We start from the raw sequence: 19,921 nt of genomic DNA, 5'->3' as shown, positions 1-19,921 counted from the left end.
AGGAGGTCAGAACATCCTTGTTCATCAAAAAACCTCAAAAAATGACCGCACTTTTATGTGCAAACGGTGGATGGTAGATCCATTCTACGGTAACTAAGCGATTTTTTACCACCATGCTTCGAATTGTACACCAGCGACAAATTCGGCATCTTTTGCTTTGTAACCGGCATTGGTACGGTCGGTAATGTTGAATTTATCATTCCAGCGACCATAAGTACCGAATACACGTATTGCCGGGCGGGCCCAAATGCTGTCACCTGCTTGCCATTGTTGTGCAAGCGTTATTTTGGCCAAATCGTTTTTCTCACCGGACGATTGGTCTTTAATACGGTCGTAGCCCAGTTCAATCAAGGTACTCATTGTTTTATTCCATTTATACATAGGACGGATGCCTGCAGAGTACCAGGTTTTACCTTGATTATTATCCAAATCCGTTTTCTCATAAATTAGGGCATACATCATTTCCACTTTAGGACTGAATTGCACTACACCGTGATCTATCAAACGGAGCATATGACCATTGTTATTAACGGAACTGCCTTGTGAATGTCCCGTATTCCATGAAGTCATGGAGTCGGTTGCATATTGTGCTACAAATTTATTAAAACCACCGAAGAATTCGCCTTGTGTATGTTCTAAAGTGATCATATAACCGTTTTTACTTGCACCCGGTTCCAGATAATAGCCGTTTTTTGTATGCGCATTACCGTAATCGAAACCGATTTCTAATTTACCGTTAGGATTCACATTTAGTTCCGCTAACCGAATATCGAATACATCGTTGTAAACGTTTGCTTTACGCTCTTCAAATCTAGACTGAATTTGACCGTTATCATCGATATAATAAACTTTATCGGTACCGTAAGTAGCGGTAGCGCCGCCTTCAGTATTGCGGGTTACCGCCAAAGATAATTTACCGAAACCCAAATTAATATTTTCCACACCGGCACCCGGACCCGAAATATCCCAGTAATAGAAGTCGTTCATATGGACGTCATGACGTTGATAAAAACGTTTACCTGCCCATAATGTAGCATCCGGTAATAAATCTTCTGCAAAATTTTTAAATTGAACATTAATTTCTCGTAAGGCCGGATCTGTCGCTTCCCAGTCTACCTGTTGATCGACTGAATAGGCTATATTCGAATCCAGGTAAATAGATTTATTCCCTTCTTTGAATAATTCCTGACCTAATTTTAATTCTACATAGGTTTCGGTTTCGTTACCTAAACGGTATTTAGAACCTCCGCCGTTTACTTGAAGTGCCGTTTGCTCACCGCCACCGGATGTCCAACCTATACCGGAACGGGCATAACCGTGAAAATCTACCGCCGCAGCGCTTGTTGCAAACATCATTCCACTGATAGCAACCGCCAGAAGTGTTTTTTTATTGTTCATAATAGACCTCACTTAAGTCTTACTTAGGTTAATTATTAATTTTATGCTGGCTTAATACGATATATCCCCAAGGATCAATCTCGACTTGGTGAGATATTTCAAGCTGATAAGATCGTTGACTAAACCAATTTATGTAAATACCTTCAATGCCGTCGCATTGAAGTTTTAACATCTGTTTTTTATTGCTGAAATTCAAAATAGCAACAGCGCGATCTCCGTCACTTTCGCGATAAAAGGATAGAATTTTTTCACCCGAATTAGGGATTCTAATCATTTCTCCTCCACGCAGTCCGTTGCGTAAAGCCAGGTTTTTATGTTTCAGACTGAACAACATTCGATAAAGCTCACCATTGTTATGCGGTTTCCATTCAATAAGATCCTTATCAAAGAAAGCAAGCGAACGATCTAATCCCGCTTCCTGACCGTTATATACAAGAGGCATACCGTTAGCTAAAACGGTCATTACGGTGGCTACTTCAAGAGCATCGGCAAAGTTTTCGTATTGATTGCCTTCCCAAGCATTTTTGTCATGGTTATCGGTGAATAACATGCGGTAGGCATTTCTGGGAAATGTTTTCACATCATGCGCCATATATTCAATTAATGCGGGAAAAGCCTGATCGTTATATCCCCGCCCGTTCGCTACGGCTAACAATTTATTCCAAAGATCCCACCCATAGGTCATATCAAAAGCTTTTTGATGTAAATCACGACTTTCCCATTCCGCTAACATAAATACCGGTTTAATAGCATCAAGTTCTAAACGGACTTGATTCCAAAAATCCGTAGGAACAAATCCGGCTACATCGCAACGAAAACCGTCAATATCATAATTTTTTACCCAATATTTCATCGCTTCCGTCATATATTGACGTAATCCGGAATTGGTATAATCGAATTCAATAATGTCGCTCCAGTCATACCAAGGAGTCGGTTGAAAATTTCCCTGTTTATTTTTGCTGTACCATTCGGGATGGGAAAGGGTTAACACGTTATCCCACGCGGAATGGTTAGCAACCCAATCTAATATTACGAACATACCTAAAGTATGAATATCGTTGACTAATATTTTCAGATCTTCTGCCGTACCAAATTCAGGATTTACGGCATAATAGTCTTTAACAGCATAAGGGCTGCCTAATGACCCTTTACGATTTAGCTCACCTATCGGATGAACCGGCATCAACCAAATAATATCAATCCCTAAATTCTTTAATCTTGGTAAATGAGCCCTAAACGCTTGGAATGTACCTTCTGCTGTAAAGTGACGGATATTAGCTTGATAAATGACCGCTTTTTCTGCCCATTCGGGATGTTTTAATTCTACATAGGGTTTTGCTTGGTAAACGGACAAACACATTTTATTGCTCTCTTAATCAGATGCCTTTTTCTAAAAATAATCGTTTACAGGCGATACCGTCTTCTTTAAATAAATGACAGCGTTCAGGTACTATACCTATATTCATTTCATCTCCTTCATTGACTAAAACTACGTCGCTTTGGCGATAAATCAGAGATGGTTTTTTGATTTCAGGGATTTCTAAATGAATTTGCGTTTCATTACCTAATAATTCCACTACCTGTACTATTCCACGTAAGGTGATAGCTGTTTGATCCGATGGTACTAAGTGTTCCGGACGAATACCTAAAGAGAGATTATTCCCCACATTTACACCGTCTCCTGAAACGGGAATCCAGAAATTATGGTGGTTGGCATCGGGTAATTCTATTTTCACCCGTTCTTTTTCTACCGCAGTGACTTTTACGGGTAGGAAATTCATTTTGGGTGAGCCGATAAATCCGGCGACGAAACGATTTGCAGGATAATGATAAAGTTCCAAAGGTTTACCTACTTGTGCAATACCGCCCGCATTTAATACCACTATCTTATTGGCAAGCGTCATCGCTTCTACTTGGTCATGCGTTACATAAATCATTGTGCGTTTTAATTTTTTGTGTAATTTGGAAATTTCTACCCGCATTTGTACACGTAATGCCGCATCAAGATTTGAGAGGGGTTCGTCCAACAAAAATACCTCGGGTTGAGAGACCAGAGTTCGTCCTATAGCCACCCGTTGACGCTGACCGCCGGAAAGCGCTTTAGGTTTGCGATCCAACAAATGGGCCAGTTGTAGAATTTCCGCCACTTGGTTTACCCGTTTATCTCGTTCCGCTTTATTTATACCGGCTAATTTCAGACCGAAAGACATATTTTCAGCAACGTTTAAATGAGGATAAAGCGCATAAGATTGGAATACCATACCTATACCCCGTTTGGACGGTTCTACCTCGTTCATTAATTTATCGCCAATATAAAGTTTGCCTGTAGTAATATCTTCAAGTCCTGCTATCATCCGCAATAAGGTGGATTTCCCACATCCTGACGGGCCGACAAAAACGACAAATTCACCTTCTTTTATATCCAGATTAATATCTTTAGAGATACAGACATCGCCATAAGATTTACTTACATTGCGTAATGTTACACTTGCCATAATTGGACCTCTTACTACAATTTTTCACGTCTAATCATTCACTTTTAAGCGCAATAATAAATCATCCTACGGAAAAATTTTGAGGGGGGAGATTGATTTAATTATTTTTTATATAGAATAAAGGTATCAGTTTATTCATTAGTGCTTTTTTGTGAGATTGATCACATTTTTTAAAAAATATTTTGTGATCCCGATCACAAAATATTGCTGAAACGAAACAAAATTTGATCTTAGTCATATTTTTTTTATGGGGGGCATAGAAGGGGGGATGATAACAAAGCAGGGGGATTAACCATAATACTTTTCAAGTGAAAAGAATGTTTTTTCCTCTATTCTTACAGGTACCGTATATGAAATTAAATAGTAAGTCAAAAACTCTGTTTTATACTTTACTTTCAGGTTCAATCATATTTTTCTCTTTTTCCGCATGGGCTAAATTTGAGGAAGGTAAATTGGTTGTTTGGGGCGGAGGTAAAGGTCATCCGGTAATCGCGCAAATAGGCGAACAATTCGAAAAGGATACGGGTATTGCGGTTAAAGTCGAAAACCCGGGAAAACTTGAAGAAGATTATGCACAGCTGGCTTCAAACGGTGCGGGACCGGATATTATCATTTATGCTCACGATCGGTTCGGCGGTTATGCTAAAGCGGGATTATTAGCCGAATTAACGCCCTCTAAAGAATTTAAGGATAAGTTTTCCGGATTCGCATGGGATGCGGAAACTTATGAGGGTAAAATTATTGGTTATCCGATGGCTATCGAAGCATTATCGTTGATTTATAACAAAGCATTAGTTCAAACGCCGCCGAAAACATGGGAAGAACTGAAGGTACTTGATGACGAATTACGGAAAAAAGGAAAAAACGCTATTGTTTGGAACATTTCCGAACCTTATTTTACATGGCCGGTTTTAGCCGCCGATGGAGGTTATGCATTTAAGATAAATCAGGGAAAATATGATATATCCGATATAGGAGTAAACAATCCGGGAGCTAAAAAAGCGTTACAATTTGTAGTGGATTTCGTAAACAGCGACCATATTCGTGCCGATACCGATTATGCCATTGCGGAAGCCGGCTTTATTAGGGGGGATACGGCGATGATAATAAATGGTCCTTGGGCATGGGTTAATCTGGATAAAGCCGAAATGAATTATGGTGTAACCGCTTTACCGACCTTTAACGGAAAACCGTCCAAGCCTTTTGTCGGTATTATCAGTATAGGGATTAATGCTTCCAGTCCGAATAAAGATTTAGCAAAAGAATTTATCGAAAATTATTTATTAACTGACGAAAGTCTTGAAATAATAAATAAAACGAATACGTTAGGCGCCGTTCCGTTACTTTCTCTACAGGCAAAACTTGCCTCCGATCCCCGTGTCGCGGCAACTATGGAAAATGCGAAAAACGGTGAAATTATGCCGAATATTCCGCAAATGACATCATTCTGGTATTCAATGAAATCCGCGATAAACAATGCGATAACCGGGCGTGAAACGGCTTCACAAGCTTTAGATAACGCGGAACAACGCATTCGTTCGGGTATTAACAAATAACCAATCAAGGAGCTTATTTATGAAAAATAAACTTATCAAACTCACTTTAACCGCCGTTGCCGGTTTAGTTCTTTCCGCTTCCGTTACGGCTAAAATGACGGAAGGTAATCTGGTTATCTGGATTAACGGCGATAAGGGGTATAACGGTCTTGCGGAAGTCGGTAAAAAATTTGAAAAAGATACGGGTGTAAAGGTATTGGTAGAACATCCGGACAGACTTGAAGAAAAATTCGCACAAGTCGCGTCGACCGGTGATGGTCCGGATATTATGTTTTGGGCACATGACCGTTTCGGTGGTTATGCGCAATCGGGGCTATTGGCGGAAGTTAACGTAAGCAAAGAATTTAAAGATAAATTCGTTGACTTCGCATGGGATGCGGAAACCTATAACGGTAAAATCATAGGTTATCCCGTTGCTATTGAAGCTATTTCTTTAATTTATAACAAAGATTTAGTGAAAGAAGCACCGAAATCCTGGGAAGAAATTATTGAGTTAGATAAAAAACTCAAAAAAGATGGTAAAAATGCCATTATGTGGAATCTTTCCGAACCTTATTTTACTTGGCCTGTGGCTGCATCTAACGGTGCTTACGCATTCAAATATAACAACGGTAAATATGATGTAAAAGATATCGGTGTGAATAATGAAGGGGCTGTGAAAGCATTACAATTTGTGGTCGATATGGTAAAAAACAAACATATCAGTGCGGATATGGACTATGCCGTAGCGGAAGCGTCTTTTAATAAAGGTCAAACCGCATTGACCATTAACGGCCCTTGGTCTTGGGGTAATATTGATAAAAGCGGGGTGAAATATGGTGTAGCTGTTTTACCTACTTTAAACGGTCAGGCTTCCAAACCGTTCGTGGGCGTATTGAGTGCCGGTGTAAACAGTGCAAGCCCGAACAAAGATTTGGCAAAAGAATTCCTGGAAAATTACTTGTTAACCGATGAAGGTTTGGATACGGTGAATAAAGACAAACCGTTAGGTGCGGTAGCATTAAAATCTTATCAGGCAAAACTGGCGGCGGATCCGCGTATTGCGGCAACTATGGAAAATGCGAAAAACGGTGAAATTATGCCGAATATTCCGCAGATGACTTCTTTTTGGTATGCGGAAAAATCAGCTATAAACAACGCGGTAACCGGTCGTCAAACGGTGAAAGCGGCGTTGGATGATGCGCATGCCCGTATTCAAAAACAACAATAATTTTGTTAATTTGGGTGGGCGGTTTGCCCACTCCGTTTTCAAATTCACCCCAAAGTGCGGTCAAAATTCGAGGTGTTTTTTATGCCCATCCTAACTCAGTTCCAATCCACTCAATGGTTGAAATACCTGATAGCAGGCTTTGTGCTGTTACTTGATTTTTATCTGGTCGGATTAATGTATTTGCAAGGCGAGTATTTGTTTGCCATTTTAACCCTCGTAATCCTGACTTCGGGCGTTTATGTTTTTACCAACCCAAACGCTTATGCATGGCGTTATGTTTATCCCGGTATTATGGGGATGACTATTTTTATTTTATTCCCTTTAGTGGCGACCATAGCTATCGCTTTTACCAATTACAGCGGATCGAACCAGTTGTCTTTTGAACGTGTACTTTCCGTACTTACCGAACAACGTTATTTTTCCGGTGACAAATATAATTTTAAGCTTTACCCGCAGGCGGATAATAAATATAAAATCGTATTAACCAATCCCGCCACGGCGCAGACTTTCGTGTCAGAAAGCGTTGCACTTAATACGGAGAATGTGCCGGTTAACGAACAAGCTGAACCTGCAGGCGAGATTGCCCCGTTGAAAATTATTACTCAAAATCGTAGATTTCTTCAGGCAATGAAAGTAATCTTACCGAATAATAACGAACTGACCATGAGTTCATTGCGCCAGTTTTCCGAACAAAAAGCCCGTTATCAGTTTGATAAAGAAAATAATATCTTACGCAATAATGAAAACGGCAAATTATATAAAGCTAATGATGAAACCGGATTTTTTCAGGCTGTAAATGAAAGCGGTGATTGGCTAAACGAAACTCTCGAACCGGGTTATACGGTAGGTTCCGGTTTTCATAATTTTGTCAAAATTTTCACGGATAAAGGTATCCAAAAACCTTTTGTACAAATCTTTATTTGGACGGTGGTGTTCTCGCTGTTAACTGTGGTATTCACCGTTATTCTCGGTATGATACTGGCTTGTTTAATGCAATGGGAAGCCCTGAAAGGCAAAGCGGTTTATCGATTATTATTGATTTTGCCCTATGCTGTGCCATCTTTTATTTCTATCTTGATTTTCAAAGGGTTGTTTAACCAAAGTTTCGGTGAAATCAATATAATTCTGAATCAATTATTCGGTATCAGCCCCGAATGGTTTAATGATCCTTTTCTTGCCAAGGTGATGATTCTTATCGTCAATACTTGGTTGGGATATCCTTATATGATGATTTTATGTATGGGCTTATTAAAAGCCATTCCGTCGGATTTATACGAAGCCTCCGCAATGGACGGCGCTTCGACTTGGCAAAATTTCAGCAAAATTACCTTTCCGTTGCTGTTAAAACCATTGACTCCGTTGATGATAGCCTCTTTTGCCTTCAACTTTAATAACTTCGTTCTGATTCAATTATTAACCAACGGTCGCCCGGATATGATCGGCACGACAACTCCGGCGGGTTATACCGATTTGTTGGTCAGTTATACGTACCGTATTGCATTTGAAGGCAGCGGTACTCAGGATTTCGGCCTGGCAGCGGCTATTGCGACTATTATCTTCCTGTTAGTAGGCGGTTTGGCATTATTGAATATTAAAGCGACCAAAATGGAATTATAGAAATGTTTCGGGTTAAGGATTATCCTCAACCTCAATTGATTTAAGGAGTATCTATGGCGATTGTTCAATCTAAATCAGTACGTTATCGGGTATGGGCAACTCATTTTATTTTAGTTTGTTTTCTCGCTCTGATTATTTTCCCGTTATTAATGGTAATAGGTATTTCTTTGCGTCCGGGCAACCTCGCTATCGGCGATATTATTCCGAGTCAAATATCTTGGGAACACTGGCAAGCGGCGTTAGGTTTCGAAGTGACCCATGCGGACGGCTCGGTGACACCGCCGCCGTTTCCGGTATTACGTTGGTTATGGAATTCCATTAAAGTGGCGACGATAACGTCTATTGGCATTGTGACCTTATCCACAACCTGCGCATATGCTTTCGCCCGAATGAAATTCAAAGGTAAAAAAACTATTTTACAAGGTATGTTGATATTCCAAATGTTTCCGGCGGTACTGTCTTTAGTGGCGTTATATGCCTTATTTGACCGTTTAGGACAATATGTCCCTTTTCTCGGACTTAATACCCACGGAGGCGTGATCTTTGCGTATTTGGGTGGTATAGCTTTACATGTCTGGACAATTAAGGGATATTTCGAAACTATTGACGGTTCTTTAGAGGAAGCCGCGGCACTGGACGGCGCTACACCGTGGCAAGCTTTCCGTCTGATTTTATTGCCGCTTTCCGTGCCTATTTTAGCGGTAGTTTTTATTCTTTCCTTTATTGCGGCGATTACCGAAGTGCCGGTGGCGTCATTGCTGTTGCGTGATGTGAATAGCTATACCCTGGCAGTGGGTATGCAGCAGTATTTATATCCGCAAAACTATTTATGGGGGGATTTTGCCGCTGCGGCAGTATTGTCGGCCATTCCGATTACGTTAGTGTTTTTGCTGGCTCAACGTTGGTTAATCGGCGGATTAACCGCGGGTGGGGTGAAAGGTTAATTTTAATTAAGCTTAAAGGGAGAAGCCGATTAGTCTGATATTAAACAAACATAGACCGAAAACCTGCGCTATCTCGGAAACAGTAAAAGTGCGGTCAAAAATCGGTGTGTTTTTTAAGCCGGAAAAACTATTTTACAAATCAGGTTACTATGAAAAAATCGTTACTCTATTTTTGTTTGTTCACTTCCTCCGTCTCGTTTGCGCAAGGCTGGCAGCATACGCATTTCCGGTATTTCAACGATAGTGCCGAAACCAATTTATTTCAATCGCAAACGGCGTTGGAGAAAGGTTATTATCCTTTAACGTTCATCTTTGATAACCAATGCTATCAACCGCAAAGTGCGATGAAATTAAATCAAACGGTTTCATTGATTCCCTGTTTTGGTGAAGCGCCTCATATTCGTTTGTTTCGGCGGGGCAATTATATCGCTCAAATCGATATGCGCAGCGGTACGCCGACTCTGAAAATCGGTGTGCAACAGCAGCAAAGTAGTGATAAAAATGCGCTGAAAAGCTGCCCACGGTGGAATAAACAACCTATTGAAATAGATGTGTCTTCTACTTTTGCCGAGGGGGAATCGGTACGGGATTTTTATTCGAATCAAATAGCCGAAGTGAAAAACGGTAAAGTGATTATGATGCCGGCCGCCAACGCCGACGGTTTAATTTTATTGGAAAAAAGTGCGGTCGAAAAAACGGATGTTTTTGATTGGAAAAACGCTACCGTTTATTTTGTTCTTACCGACCGGTTTCACAACGGAAATCCCGCTAACGACAACAGTTACGGACGGCATAAAGACGGCATGCAGGAAATCGGGACTTTTCACGGCGGCGATTTGCAGGGATTAACGGAAAAACTGGATTATTTGCAGCAATTAGGGGTAAATGCGCTTTGGATCAGTTCGCCGCTGGAGCAAATGCACGGTTGGGTCGGCGGCGGTAATAAGGGGGATTTTCCGCATTACGGTTACCATGGTTATTATCACCTTGATTGGACAAAACTGGATGCCAATATGGGAACGGAGTCGGATCTGAGAAATTTGATTCAGCAGGCTCACCGGCGCGGTATCAGGGTGTTGTTCGATATCGTTATGAATCATACCGGCTATGCCACTCTTGCCGATATGCAGGAATTTAAGTTCGGCGATTTTTATCTAAAACCGGAAGAAATTACAGCTGTTTTGGGTGAAAAATGGACAAACTGGCAACCGGAAAAAGGACAAAACTGGCACAGTTTTAACGATTTCATCAAATTCGGCGATAGCAAGGCCTGGCAAAACTGGTGGGGAAAAGATTGGGTGCGAGCGGATATCGGCGATTACGACAGTCCTAAATTCGACGACTTAAGAATGTCGCTTTCCGCCTTACCGGATTTGAAAACGGAAAGCGAAAGTGCGGTCGAATTACCACGATTTTTTCAGCATAAAAACACTAATGCGAAAAAATTGGATAATGCCAAAGTGCGGGATTATTTGATTGTATGGTTAACGGACTGGGTACGTCGATACGGAGTTGACGGTTTTCGCGTGGATACTGCAAAACATGTAGAAAAATCTACCTGGCTTGCATTAAAACAAGCTTCCCAACGAGCGTTGAAGGAATGGCAACAGAAAAATCCGAAGGAAAGTTTCGGCGACGATTTCTGGATGACGGGCGAAGCCTGGGGGCATGGCGTATTCAAAAGCGATTATTATCAGAACGGTTTTGATGCCATGATTAATTTTGATTTTCAGGATCAGGCAAAAAATGCACTGGACTGTTTTGCCCGGATTGAACCCGTATATCAGGAAATGAATAACAAATTGAAAGATTTCAATGTACTGAGCTATTTATCTTCTCATGACACCCGATTATTTTTCCATTCCGACAGCGAACGGAATGTGGCAAAACAAAAAATAGCGGCCAATCTGCTTCTTCTTTCTTCGGGAGCGGTACAGATTTATTATGGTGACGAAAGCGGGCGCGAGTTCGGTGCCACCGGTTCCGATCCGGTGCAAGGAACCCGTTCGGATATGAATTGGACGGATTTGCAAAAAGATCGGAGCAAGCAGGCTCTACATCAACACTGGCAAAAACTGGCACAGTTCCGTCAACGTCATCAGGCCGTTGGGGCCGGTGTTCATCAAACTCTGAAATCCGAAAGTTATTTTGCTTTTAGCCGAACCCTTGGCGAAGATAAAGTAATGGTGGTTTGGGCCGGAAATTAAATAAATCCGAAAAGTGCGGTCAAAATTTGAATTTTTTCACCGCACTTTGATTTTAATTATAACCCATTAATATCAGCAATTCTTTGGTATAACTGATGGCTTCGTTGCGGTTGGTTACGCCGATTTTTTGATAAAGATTGCGAATGTGGGTTTTTATGGTGGTGGCGGCCACTTGCAATTCGTCGGAGATTTGCTCATTGCTGTAACCGGAATAAATCAACCCCAATACCTGCCATTCCCGTTGAGTCAGAGGGCTGATTTTTAAAAGCTCGGGAACTTTCGGATTGTTCAATAAACGATTGACGAAATCTTCGTCAAAATGAGCGAATTTATGCCGGTAGAATTGGTTAATATTACGTAAAATAAACTGCGCTTTGTGTAAAACCAGTTCGTCCAGCACATTTAATTGCAATAAATTACGAATTTGTTGCGCCATTACGTCGCCTTCAATCACAAAAGCACTGATAAAATTGGTTTGTCTCGTCAGTTTCAAGGCGGCGATTAAATCCTGTTGCGCCGATTCTTTCATTCCTTGTAGATGATAAAGGCGGTTACGTACGATCAGGGCGCGGTTTAAATCGCTAATCAGAGAAAAAGCTTCTGCCGTTTCGATTAACTTGTCTAAAATATCTTTCGCCTGTTCGTATTGGCCGAGTAAAATACGAGCCCGCGCAATATTACGCCACTGTATTTGGGTAAAATGGTTTTTATCCGAAACGGGCGCGGGATTTTGGATCAACCAATTGCGAACGGATTCGACATCGTTGGTCATTTGCCAATAAAATATATGGATCTGATCGGCGTTGGCTATCCAGTCGTGGTGATACGTATGGGTACCTTCCAGCTGTTCCGTTTCGTGTAATAGGCGAGCGGTGTTGTCTAAATGGCCTCTAACCAATGAAATTTTTGTCAACAGAGTCAGACATTGTAATTTATCTTCATTTTTCTGTAATACCTGCATGCCGGCGGTAGCCATGGATTCCGCTTTATCGAGATTGTACCATTCCCACAGAATTTTACCTTTCAAACGCAAGAGAAATTCATACATAGGTACTTTCTGCAGATGATTTTCTTTTACGAATTCATGGGCTTTATCCAGCATTTCGTAAGCGGCTTGCGAAAAACCCTGTGCCAATAAAATTTCGGACTGCTGTAAAAGGGACCAAAGAATGTTGTGATAAGTATGATGTTGCCGTGCCATTCGTTCGGCTTTTTGCAGCATAGCGAGCGCTTGAGGCAGATTAGCGTGACAATGGTGAGCCTCACCAATGATGGAGGTGGCGACGATATGAGCATAATAGGCGTTTTCCGATAGGTCTTTTAAAGCGTCGGAAGCTAATTGGAGCGCTGTATTTTCATCGCCTGAATTAATGGCTACCTGTGCACGCAATACGTTAAATTCCGCCTGTGCCGTTTTGCTTAATTCTATTTTGTTTTCCGTTAAGGTCTGAGAAAATTCCGCCAAAATGCCGCTAACTTCTGTATGGCGGTGCTGACTTTGCACCAACCAGGCTTTTAATAATACTAAATTGGTATATTTGCTTAAATGGCTATAAGCCAGCCTGTTCAGACTCTCTTCCAACTGTTTGAGCTCTCCTTGATGAAATAAGCTCCAACCGTGTTCTGCTAACAGATTGAGCAACAAGGTGGTATCGGATAATTGCATGGCATGATATAACGCTTCGGTAACATATCCTAGTTTTACCCAAGCGTTGGCGGCACGTCGATGTAGTTCCGGCAATTCGTCACGCAGCTCGTGGTGACAATGAAAATTCAGAAATGAAGCAAACAGCGGATGGAATTTCCACCAGTTATCATCTATGGATTGCCATTTGCTATTAGCCATTTGTTGTAAAAATAATCCCTGTTTTTCTAATGATTCCAATTTATTACAGCTGTTTTTTTCTCCTGTTACCGCTCGTACTAAATATTCGTTCATTGAATGCAGTACGGAACAGCGCAAAATAAATAAGCGCGTGTTATTGTCTACTTTATTCAGTACTTCGTCGGCCAGATATTCGTTAATATGATAGTTGTTGGAGACGGCAAGCCGTTTGGCGATATCCTGTAACGGTACCTGTAATGTACGGGATTTGTTTTTAGCAAAAAGGCTAATCAACTGCAATGCGGTCGGCCATCCTTCCACTTCATTACATAGTGCTATCATATCCTGTTGTTTAAGTTGTGAGCCTAGTCTGGTTTGGAAAAATTCAATGCATTCCGAATGATCAAACATAAGCTGATTCATATCTATTTCCAATAACTGTTCCTGTACGCGCAGACTAGCGATACCTAACGGCGGAACCGAACGGGATATCAATATCAGCGTCATGTTGGACGGTTGATGTTTAATCCAGTATTTTAAAGCTTCATGGATTTCATCGTTTTCTATTAAATGATAGTCGTCGATAACTAGGTACAGATGTTGCGGGAAACGGGAAACCTTAATTAATAATTGGTTGAACAAAGCTAACAAATTCGCTTGCCGTTTTTCTTCCGACAGCGGGTCCGTTTCGTTAGTCGCCGTGTAAAGCGCGGCACTAAAATAAACGGCAAAGCGATCCGTCTTATTGTCTCCCTCGTCTAAAGAATACCAGCCGACATTCTGTATATTTTCAATCCATTGGGAAAGCAGGGTCGTTTTTCCGTAACCGGCGGGAGCATTCACTAATACGACAGGATAGAGATAAGATTTATTTAACAGTTGCGTTAAACGCGTACGTTGCACACTGTTTTGTAAGCGGTAGGAACAGATAAGTTTAGATGGTATCAGCATAATGGATTTCAGTTTTTCTTTCATAGCAAAACGAAGATAAATCTCCCTCCTTTTGCACTTCAACTACTTCCCGATAATCATACTAAATAAGATGATTACAGGGATGATTTGATTTTATTCGGATTCCACATAATAAACGGCAATTAATTTCAACTAGGAGTTTCCTATGATGTTTCAGTCTATTGTAGAAAAATACTGCCGTTATTTCGATGTCGCGAATCCCAAACAATTCACCTTACAACAGTGGTATCGAATTGTTGCCGAAGGAACACTCGGATTAGCTTACAGTCAACCTGCCGCCAAGCCCGAGGATTCCCGTCATGTTAATTACCTGTCGATGGAATTTTTAGTCGGTCGTTTAACGGGCAATAACCTGATGAATTTGGGATATTACGAACAAATTCGTGACTATCTTAAACAATATCAGGTGGAATTAGTAGATGTTTTGGAACAAGAACGCGATCCTGCGCTCGGAAACGGCGGTTTGGGACGTCTTGCCGCTTGTTTTTTAGATTCTATGGCAGCGTTGGGGCAAAAAGCTACGGGTTACGGACTACATTACCAATACGGTTTGTTTAAGCAAAGTTTTGCAGGCGGGATGCAAAAAGAAACGCCGGATATTTGGGAGCGCGATAGCTATCCTTGGCATCGTTTCAATCCGTCTAAAACCCGAATCGTTTGTTTCGGGGGTAAAATCAAACACATTCAAGGAGATAATTACGAATGGTCGCCAAAACTGAGAATTCAGGGCAAGGCCTTTGATTTACCGGTTGTAGGTTACCGAAATAATCTGATTCAGCCTTTACGTTTGTGGCAGGCGGACAGCGATCAGTCTTTTAATTTTGATGCTTTCAATGAGGGAAAATTCCTCAACGCCGATAAAACTATCGTTAATGCCGCTGCGCTGACTCAGGTACTTTACCCGAACGACAATCATAAAGCCGGCCAGAAATTACGCTTGATGCAACAATATTTTCATTGTGCTTGTTCCGTTGCCGATATTTTAGATCGTCATTTTGCCGAAGGCTATCAATTGGCAGATTTTGCCAAACGTCAGGTTATTCAGCTTAACGACACGCATCCGACGCTGGCTATTCCGGAGTTAATGCGTCTGTTATTGGATGATTATCACCTCACCTGGGATCAGGCCTGGGATATTTGCACCAACACCTTTGCCTATACTAATCATACATTATTACCGGAGGCCCTTGAACAATGGGATCAACGGTTATTTAAACGACTGTTGCCGCGCCATTATAAAATTGTGGAAAAAATTAATGATATTTTCCATCAAAAAGTGCGGTCGGAATTCGGTGAGAATTCTCAAGTATGGGAAAAACTTGCGATTCTTTTCGATTACCGTGTACGTATGGCTAACCTTTGCGTGGTAACCTGCTTCCGGGTAAACGGTGTGGCGCAGATTCACTCGGATTTATTGGTTACGGATTTATTTCCCGAATATCACAAATTATTTCCGGGTAAATTCTGCAACGTAACAAACGGTATTACGCCCCGCCGATGGATTCGCCGGGCAAATCCGCAATTAAGCGATTTATTGGATCGTACTTTAAAACAGGATTGGAGCAAAGAGCTGGAATTGCTGGCGGGAGTAGAAAAATACGTGGACGATGCCGGTTTCCGCGAAGAATATCAACGTATTAAACATCATAACAAAATTGTGCTCGCCGATGAAATCAACCGTACTTTAGATTTAAAGGTGAATCCTGACGCTATTTTTGACGTGCAAATCAAACGTTTCCACGAATATAAACGTCAACATTTAAACTTGCTGAACATTATCGCCGATTATCAATCCTTAAAGGCCAATCCTAATCAGGATTATACGCCACGTGTATTCGTGTTCGCCGGTAAAGCGGCACCGGGGTATTATCTGGCGAAAAATATTATCCACGCCATTAATAATGTGGCGGATATTATCAATAACGACAAACAAGTCAATGATCGCCTGCAAGTAGCGTTTTTACCGGATTACCGCGTAAGTCTGGCGGAAAAAATTATTCCTGCCGCCGACGTATCGGAACAAATTTCCATGGCGGGGAAAGAAGCGTCCGGTACGGGCAATATGAAACTTGCGCTTAACGGCGCATTGACCTTAGGTACCTTAGACGGTGCAAATGTGGAAATCGCCGAAATGGTGGGTGAAGAAAACATCTTTATTTTCGGTCATACGGTAGACAGTGTGCGGGAATTGTTAGCCAAGGGCTACCGGCCGAAAGATTATTACAAAAAAGACGGCGTATTGAAAAATGCGGTGGATTTTTTAGCGCGGGGTAAAGCGTCCAAAGGTGACAGAGAGATTTTCAGATTGATGCTGGACAGTCTTCTTGAACGGGATCCGTTTTTGGTATTTGCCGATTTTTACAGCTACCGTTGTGCGCAGCAAAAAATCAGCAACGCATATTTAAATCGGGATGTCTGGTTACGCAGTGCGATTTTAAATACCGCCCGTTTGGGCGCTTTCAGCTCAGATCGCTCCATTCGCGATTATCAACAACGTATCTGGTTGAATAAATAATGACTTTCGGACGGCTGTGTTCCGATAGGAAGCCGTCTGCTTTTGCGGTTTACCTGAAGTATAAGTCATGGAGAAAAATAATGACTATAACAACCAAACAATTCCGCCGAGCGGGTATCATGCCTTATTTCTTCGATGAGCGGGGCGTAAAAAAATGGGCGCCGTATAATATTAAAAAAGCGCTTTTCAGATCTTTTGAAGGGAATATTCAGGCCTCTTGTGTCCCTATTCCGGCGGTAAAAATCCTTTATCAAAATCGACCGCACTTTTTGCCGATTAATTCGGCGGATAAAAAACGTCCGTTGAAAGGCCGTTGGCAACTGCAATTAGAAAATACTCAATCGGTGATTTCCGGATCTGTTACGGCGCGCGGAATTAACTTGCCGAGAGATTTGCCGCTAGGTTATCACCAATTGCAATTGCAAAGCGGCGGTAAAGTTTTCGACTGTACGATTATTGTTGCTCCGCAGGTTTGTTATCAACCGCAGGCATTGCGCGAGCACAAGAAGTTATGGGGAACCTTTTTACAGCTTTACACCCTAAAATCCGAGCAAAACTGGGGAATCGGCGATTTTGGCGATCTTAAGAAATTCCTGCAAAATCTTGCACCTTTTCAGGCGGATTTTTTAGGTTTAAACCCGATACATTCTCTTTTTCCCGCTAATCCTTATTCGGCAAGCCCTTACAGCCCGTCTTCCCGTCAATGGCTGAATATTGCCTATATCGATGTTAATCAGTTAGCCGAATTCCGACAAAGCGAAGAAGCGCAGGCTTGGTTTCATTCCGCCGAAGTACAGCAAAAGCTTACGGAATTGCGTCGGGCGGAGTGGTTGGATTACGGCAAAATTATTCCGCTAAAACTGGAAGGGTTACGTTTTGCTTTCAGAAAATTTAAGCAAAATCCGACCGCACTTTCTGTCCGGCAATTTACACAATTTGTACGACGGGGCGGTGAAAGTCTGCAGGTGCAGGCGACTTTTGACGCCCTTCATCAGCATTTGGCGGCGCGGTTTGATAATCAGTGGGGGTGGGATTTTTGGGCGAAAGAATATCAGGATTACCATTCTTCGGCGGTACAACGATTTCGAATCGAACATCAGGCGGAGATCGAATTCTATGCGTGGCTGCAATTTATCGCCGATCAGCAATTGGCGGAATGTGATACGGTTTGCCGGCAGCTGAATATGCGTATCGGTATGTATCGCGATTTAGCGGTCGGTGTGACGGGAAGCGGTGCGGAAACCTGGAACGATAAACGACTTTATTGTTTAAATGCTTCTGTCGGTGCGCCGCCGGATGTGTTAGGTCCGCAAGGACAAAACTGGGGCTTGACGCCGATGAATCCGCACGTGTTAAAACAACAGGCCTATCGTCCGTTTATAGCTCTTGTGCGCGCCAATATGAAATATTGCGGCGCATTACGTATCGACCATATTATGTCGTTGTTGCGGTTATGGTGGATACCAAAGGGTGACAGCGCGGCGAACGGCGCTTACGTCAGTTATCCGGTGGATGATTTAATTGCTATTCTCGCTCTTGAAAGCCAACGTCATCAATGTTTAATTATCGGTGAGGATTTAGGCACCGTGCCGAAAGAAATCATCGGTAAATTAAAAAATGCCGGGATTTTATCTTACAAGATTTTCTATTTTGAATTTGACGAACAAGGGCAAAGCCGGGATTTACGGACTTATCCTTATCAAGCCATGACTACGTTAAGTACACATGATTTACCCACTGTCAGCGGCTATTGGCGCGGTTATGATTTTGAACTGGGAGAAAAATTCGGTGTGTATCCTAATCCGAAAATTCTGGATATTTTACAGCGGGAGCGTGTTCGGGCTAAAACGCGAATTTTACAGCGATTAGCGCAACATTATGTACCGGTAGATACGGAAATTAATGCGGAATTAGGTTCGCCGGTGAATAATAAATTTATTCACCGGCTGCAGACCTACGTGGCTCATGTGAGTAGCGGTTTATTCGGTTTTCAACCGGAGGACTGGCTTGGTATGAGCGAACCGGTTAATATTCCGGGAACCAGCACTCAATACGCTAATTGGCGTCGCCGTTTAACTGCAAATATAACCGATATTTTTGCCGATACGGATATTCGGAAGCTATTAAAAGAGGTAAATGCTATTCGTAAGGAATAGATCATAGCGTTCATCTCTTAATAATCGGCGTTTAACGTAATTCGGTGACTTCCTTCGCTAACATGTTCTGATAAATCTTTCGCCCTCTCTTTATTAAGGACGGGGCGGATGTTACGGAATATCATGCCCTTGCGCGGCCACATAAACCTTAATCCACTCCTCTTCGGTGAAAGATATTTTCAGAGCATCCGCCGCGTTTTTCACTCGTTCTGTTTTTCCGGAACCGATAATCGGCATAATCTTCGCCGGATGAGCTAATAACCAGGCATAAACCAAGGTATCTAAACGGGTTTCGCTTTTTGTTTCCCCAATTTCAAGTAATGTTTTTTGTATTATCCGGAGGTTTTCATCATGATTGAACAAACGACCGCCGGCGAGAGGTGACCATGCCATAGGTTTCACCCTTTTTTCCAGTAAAAAATCCAAAGTACCGTCATCAAAAGCCTGACGGTGAAGAGGGGAAATCTCGATTTGATTCGTGATTAACGGTTGATTCACATAAGACTGTAACATGGAAAATTTAGCCGGAGTATAGTTTGATACGCCAAAATAACGTACTTTGCCGGATTGATGAAGTTCATTAAAAGCGCGGGCGATTTGTTCGGGATCGGCACAGGGGGAAAGACGGTGAATCAGTAACACATCCAAATATTCGCATTGCAGCTTTTCAATGGAACGTTGCGCCGACCATATAATATGCCGATAGCTGTTATCATAATGATGGGATTTAATCTGTGAAAGTTCGTCATTCGGGTACAAAATACCGCATTTGGTGACTAAAGTCAGTTGAGAACGCAAAGATTTGTCCAGTGCCAAAGCCCGGCCTAATTCGGCTTCTGCCGTAAAACTACCGTAGCAAGCGGCGTGATCGAAGGTATCAATGCCGAATTCCAGTCCTTGCTTGATAAAAGTGAGTAATTCCTGCGGTGATTTCTGCCAGCTTTTTAACCGCCAGAATCCTTGGATTAATCTGCTGAATGTTAAATCGGGAGCCAGTTGAATGTGTTGCATAAGGTACTCCTTTAT

At 42.0% G+C, this 19,921-nt stretch carries 12 protein-coding genes; 7 read left to right on the top strand and 5 right to left on the bottom strand.

All coding sequences use genetic code 11. The features are described 5' to 3' along the window. Positions 1–105: 105 nt before the first annotated feature. From ASUC_RS01695 to malK, 3 genes are read right to left on the bottom strand one after another with little or no spacing between them, the layout of a single operon-like run. Positions 106–1,398 carry a maltoporin gene (locus tag ASUC_RS01695; RefSeq protein WP_011978975.1) on the bottom strand — a complete coding sequence of 431 codons (1,293 nt, stop codon included), beginning with the start codon at positions 1,396–1,398 and terminating at the stop codon, positions 106–108. A gap of 28 nt (positions 1,399–1,426) precedes the next feature. Continuing rightward, positions 1,427–2,758, bottom strand: coding sequence for an alpha-amylase family glycosyl hydrolase (locus ASUC_RS01690; RefSeq protein ID WP_011978974.1), 1,332 nt, complete (start codon positions 2,756–2,758; stop codon positions 1,427–1,429). A 16-nt stretch (positions 2,759–2,774) separates the two neighbouring features. Further along, positions 2,775–3,893 (bottom strand): maltose/maltodextrin ABC transporter ATP-binding protein MalK, encoded by a 1,119-nt coding sequence (gene malK, locus ASUC_RS01685; RefSeq protein ID WP_011978973.1) that lies wholly within the window; start codon positions 3,891–3,893, stop codon positions 2,775–2,777. Between the two features lie 350 nt (positions 3,894–4,243). Here malK and malE (ASUC_RS01680) point away from each other — a divergent pair, with 350 nt between their 5' ends. From malE (ASUC_RS01680) to ASUC_RS01660, 5 genes are all read left to right on the top strand, one after another. Continuing rightward, positions 4,244–5,449, top strand: coding sequence for a maltose/maltodextrin ABC transporter substrate-binding protein MalE (gene malE, locus ASUC_RS01680; RefSeq protein ID WP_011978972.1), 1,206 nt, complete (start codon positions 4,244–4,246; stop codon positions 5,447–5,449). A 19-nt stretch (positions 5,450–5,468) separates the two neighbouring features. Continuing rightward, positions 5,469–6,659 carry a maltose/maltodextrin ABC transporter substrate-binding protein MalE gene (malE, locus tag ASUC_RS01675; protein ID WP_011978971.1) on the top strand — a complete coding sequence of 397 codons (1,191 nt, stop codon included), beginning with the start codon at positions 5,469–5,471 and terminating at the stop codon, positions 6,657–6,659. An 81-nt stretch (positions 6,660–6,740) separates the two neighbouring features. After that, the gene (malF, locus tag ASUC_RS01670; RefSeq protein WP_011978970.1) at positions 6,741–8,276 is read left to right on the top strand and encodes a maltose ABC transporter permease MalF; all 1,536 of its coding nucleotides are present in this window, start codon (positions 6,741–6,743) and stop codon (positions 8,274–8,276) included. A gap of 53 nt (positions 8,277–8,329) precedes the next feature. Further along, positions 8,330–9,220, top strand: coding sequence for a maltose ABC transporter permease MalG (gene malG, locus ASUC_RS01665; RefSeq protein ID WP_011978969.1), 891 nt, complete (start codon positions 8,330–8,332; stop codon positions 9,218–9,220). 149 nt (positions 9,221–9,369) lie between these two features. Then, on the top strand, positions 9,370–11,427 hold the full coding sequence (locus ASUC_RS01660) for an alpha-amylase (RefSeq protein WP_011978968.1): 2,058 nt from the start codon (positions 9,370–9,372) through the stop codon (positions 11,425–11,427). A 52-nt stretch (positions 11,428–11,479) separates the two neighbouring features. Here the strand turns inward: ASUC_RS01660 and malT are convergent, their stop codons facing one another. Further along, the gene (malT, locus tag ASUC_RS01655) at positions 11,480–14,203 is read right to left on the bottom strand and encodes an HTH-type transcriptional regulator MalT (RefSeq protein WP_041834696.1); all 2,724 of its coding nucleotides are present in this window, start codon (positions 14,201–14,203) and stop codon (positions 11,480–11,482) included. 166 nt (positions 14,204–14,369) lie between these two features. Here malT and glgP point away from each other — a divergent pair, with 166 nt between their 5' ends. Beyond that, a complete protein-coding gene (glgP, locus tag ASUC_RS01650; protein WP_011978966.1) occupies positions 14,370–16,739 on the top strand; it encodes a glycogen/starch/alpha-glucan family phosphorylase in 2,370 nt (789 codons plus the stop codon). Between the two features lie 80 nt (positions 16,740–16,819). Then, a complete protein-coding gene (gene malQ / locus ASUC_RS01645) occupies positions 16,820–18,895 on the top strand; it encodes a 4-alpha-glucanotransferase (RefSeq protein ID WP_011978965.1) in 2,076 nt (691 codons plus the stop codon). A 111-nt stretch (positions 18,896–19,006) separates the two neighbouring features. Here the strand turns inward: malQ and ASUC_RS01640 are convergent, their stop codons facing one another. After that, a complete protein-coding gene (locus ASUC_RS01640; RefSeq protein WP_011978964.1) occupies positions 19,007–19,906 on the bottom strand; it encodes an aldo/keto reductase in 900 nt (299 codons plus the stop codon). Positions 19,907–19,921 lie beyond the last annotated feature (15 nt).

It is taken from the genome of Actinobacillus succinogenes 130Z (assembly GCF_000017245.1).
GTDB classification, from domain to species: Bacteria; Pseudomonadota; Gammaproteobacteria; order Enterobacterales; family Pasteurellaceae; genus Exercitatus; species Exercitatus succinogenes.
The sequence above is the reverse complement of the archived record's forward strand: the minus strand, read 5'-3'. Positions and strand labels throughout refer to the sequence as shown.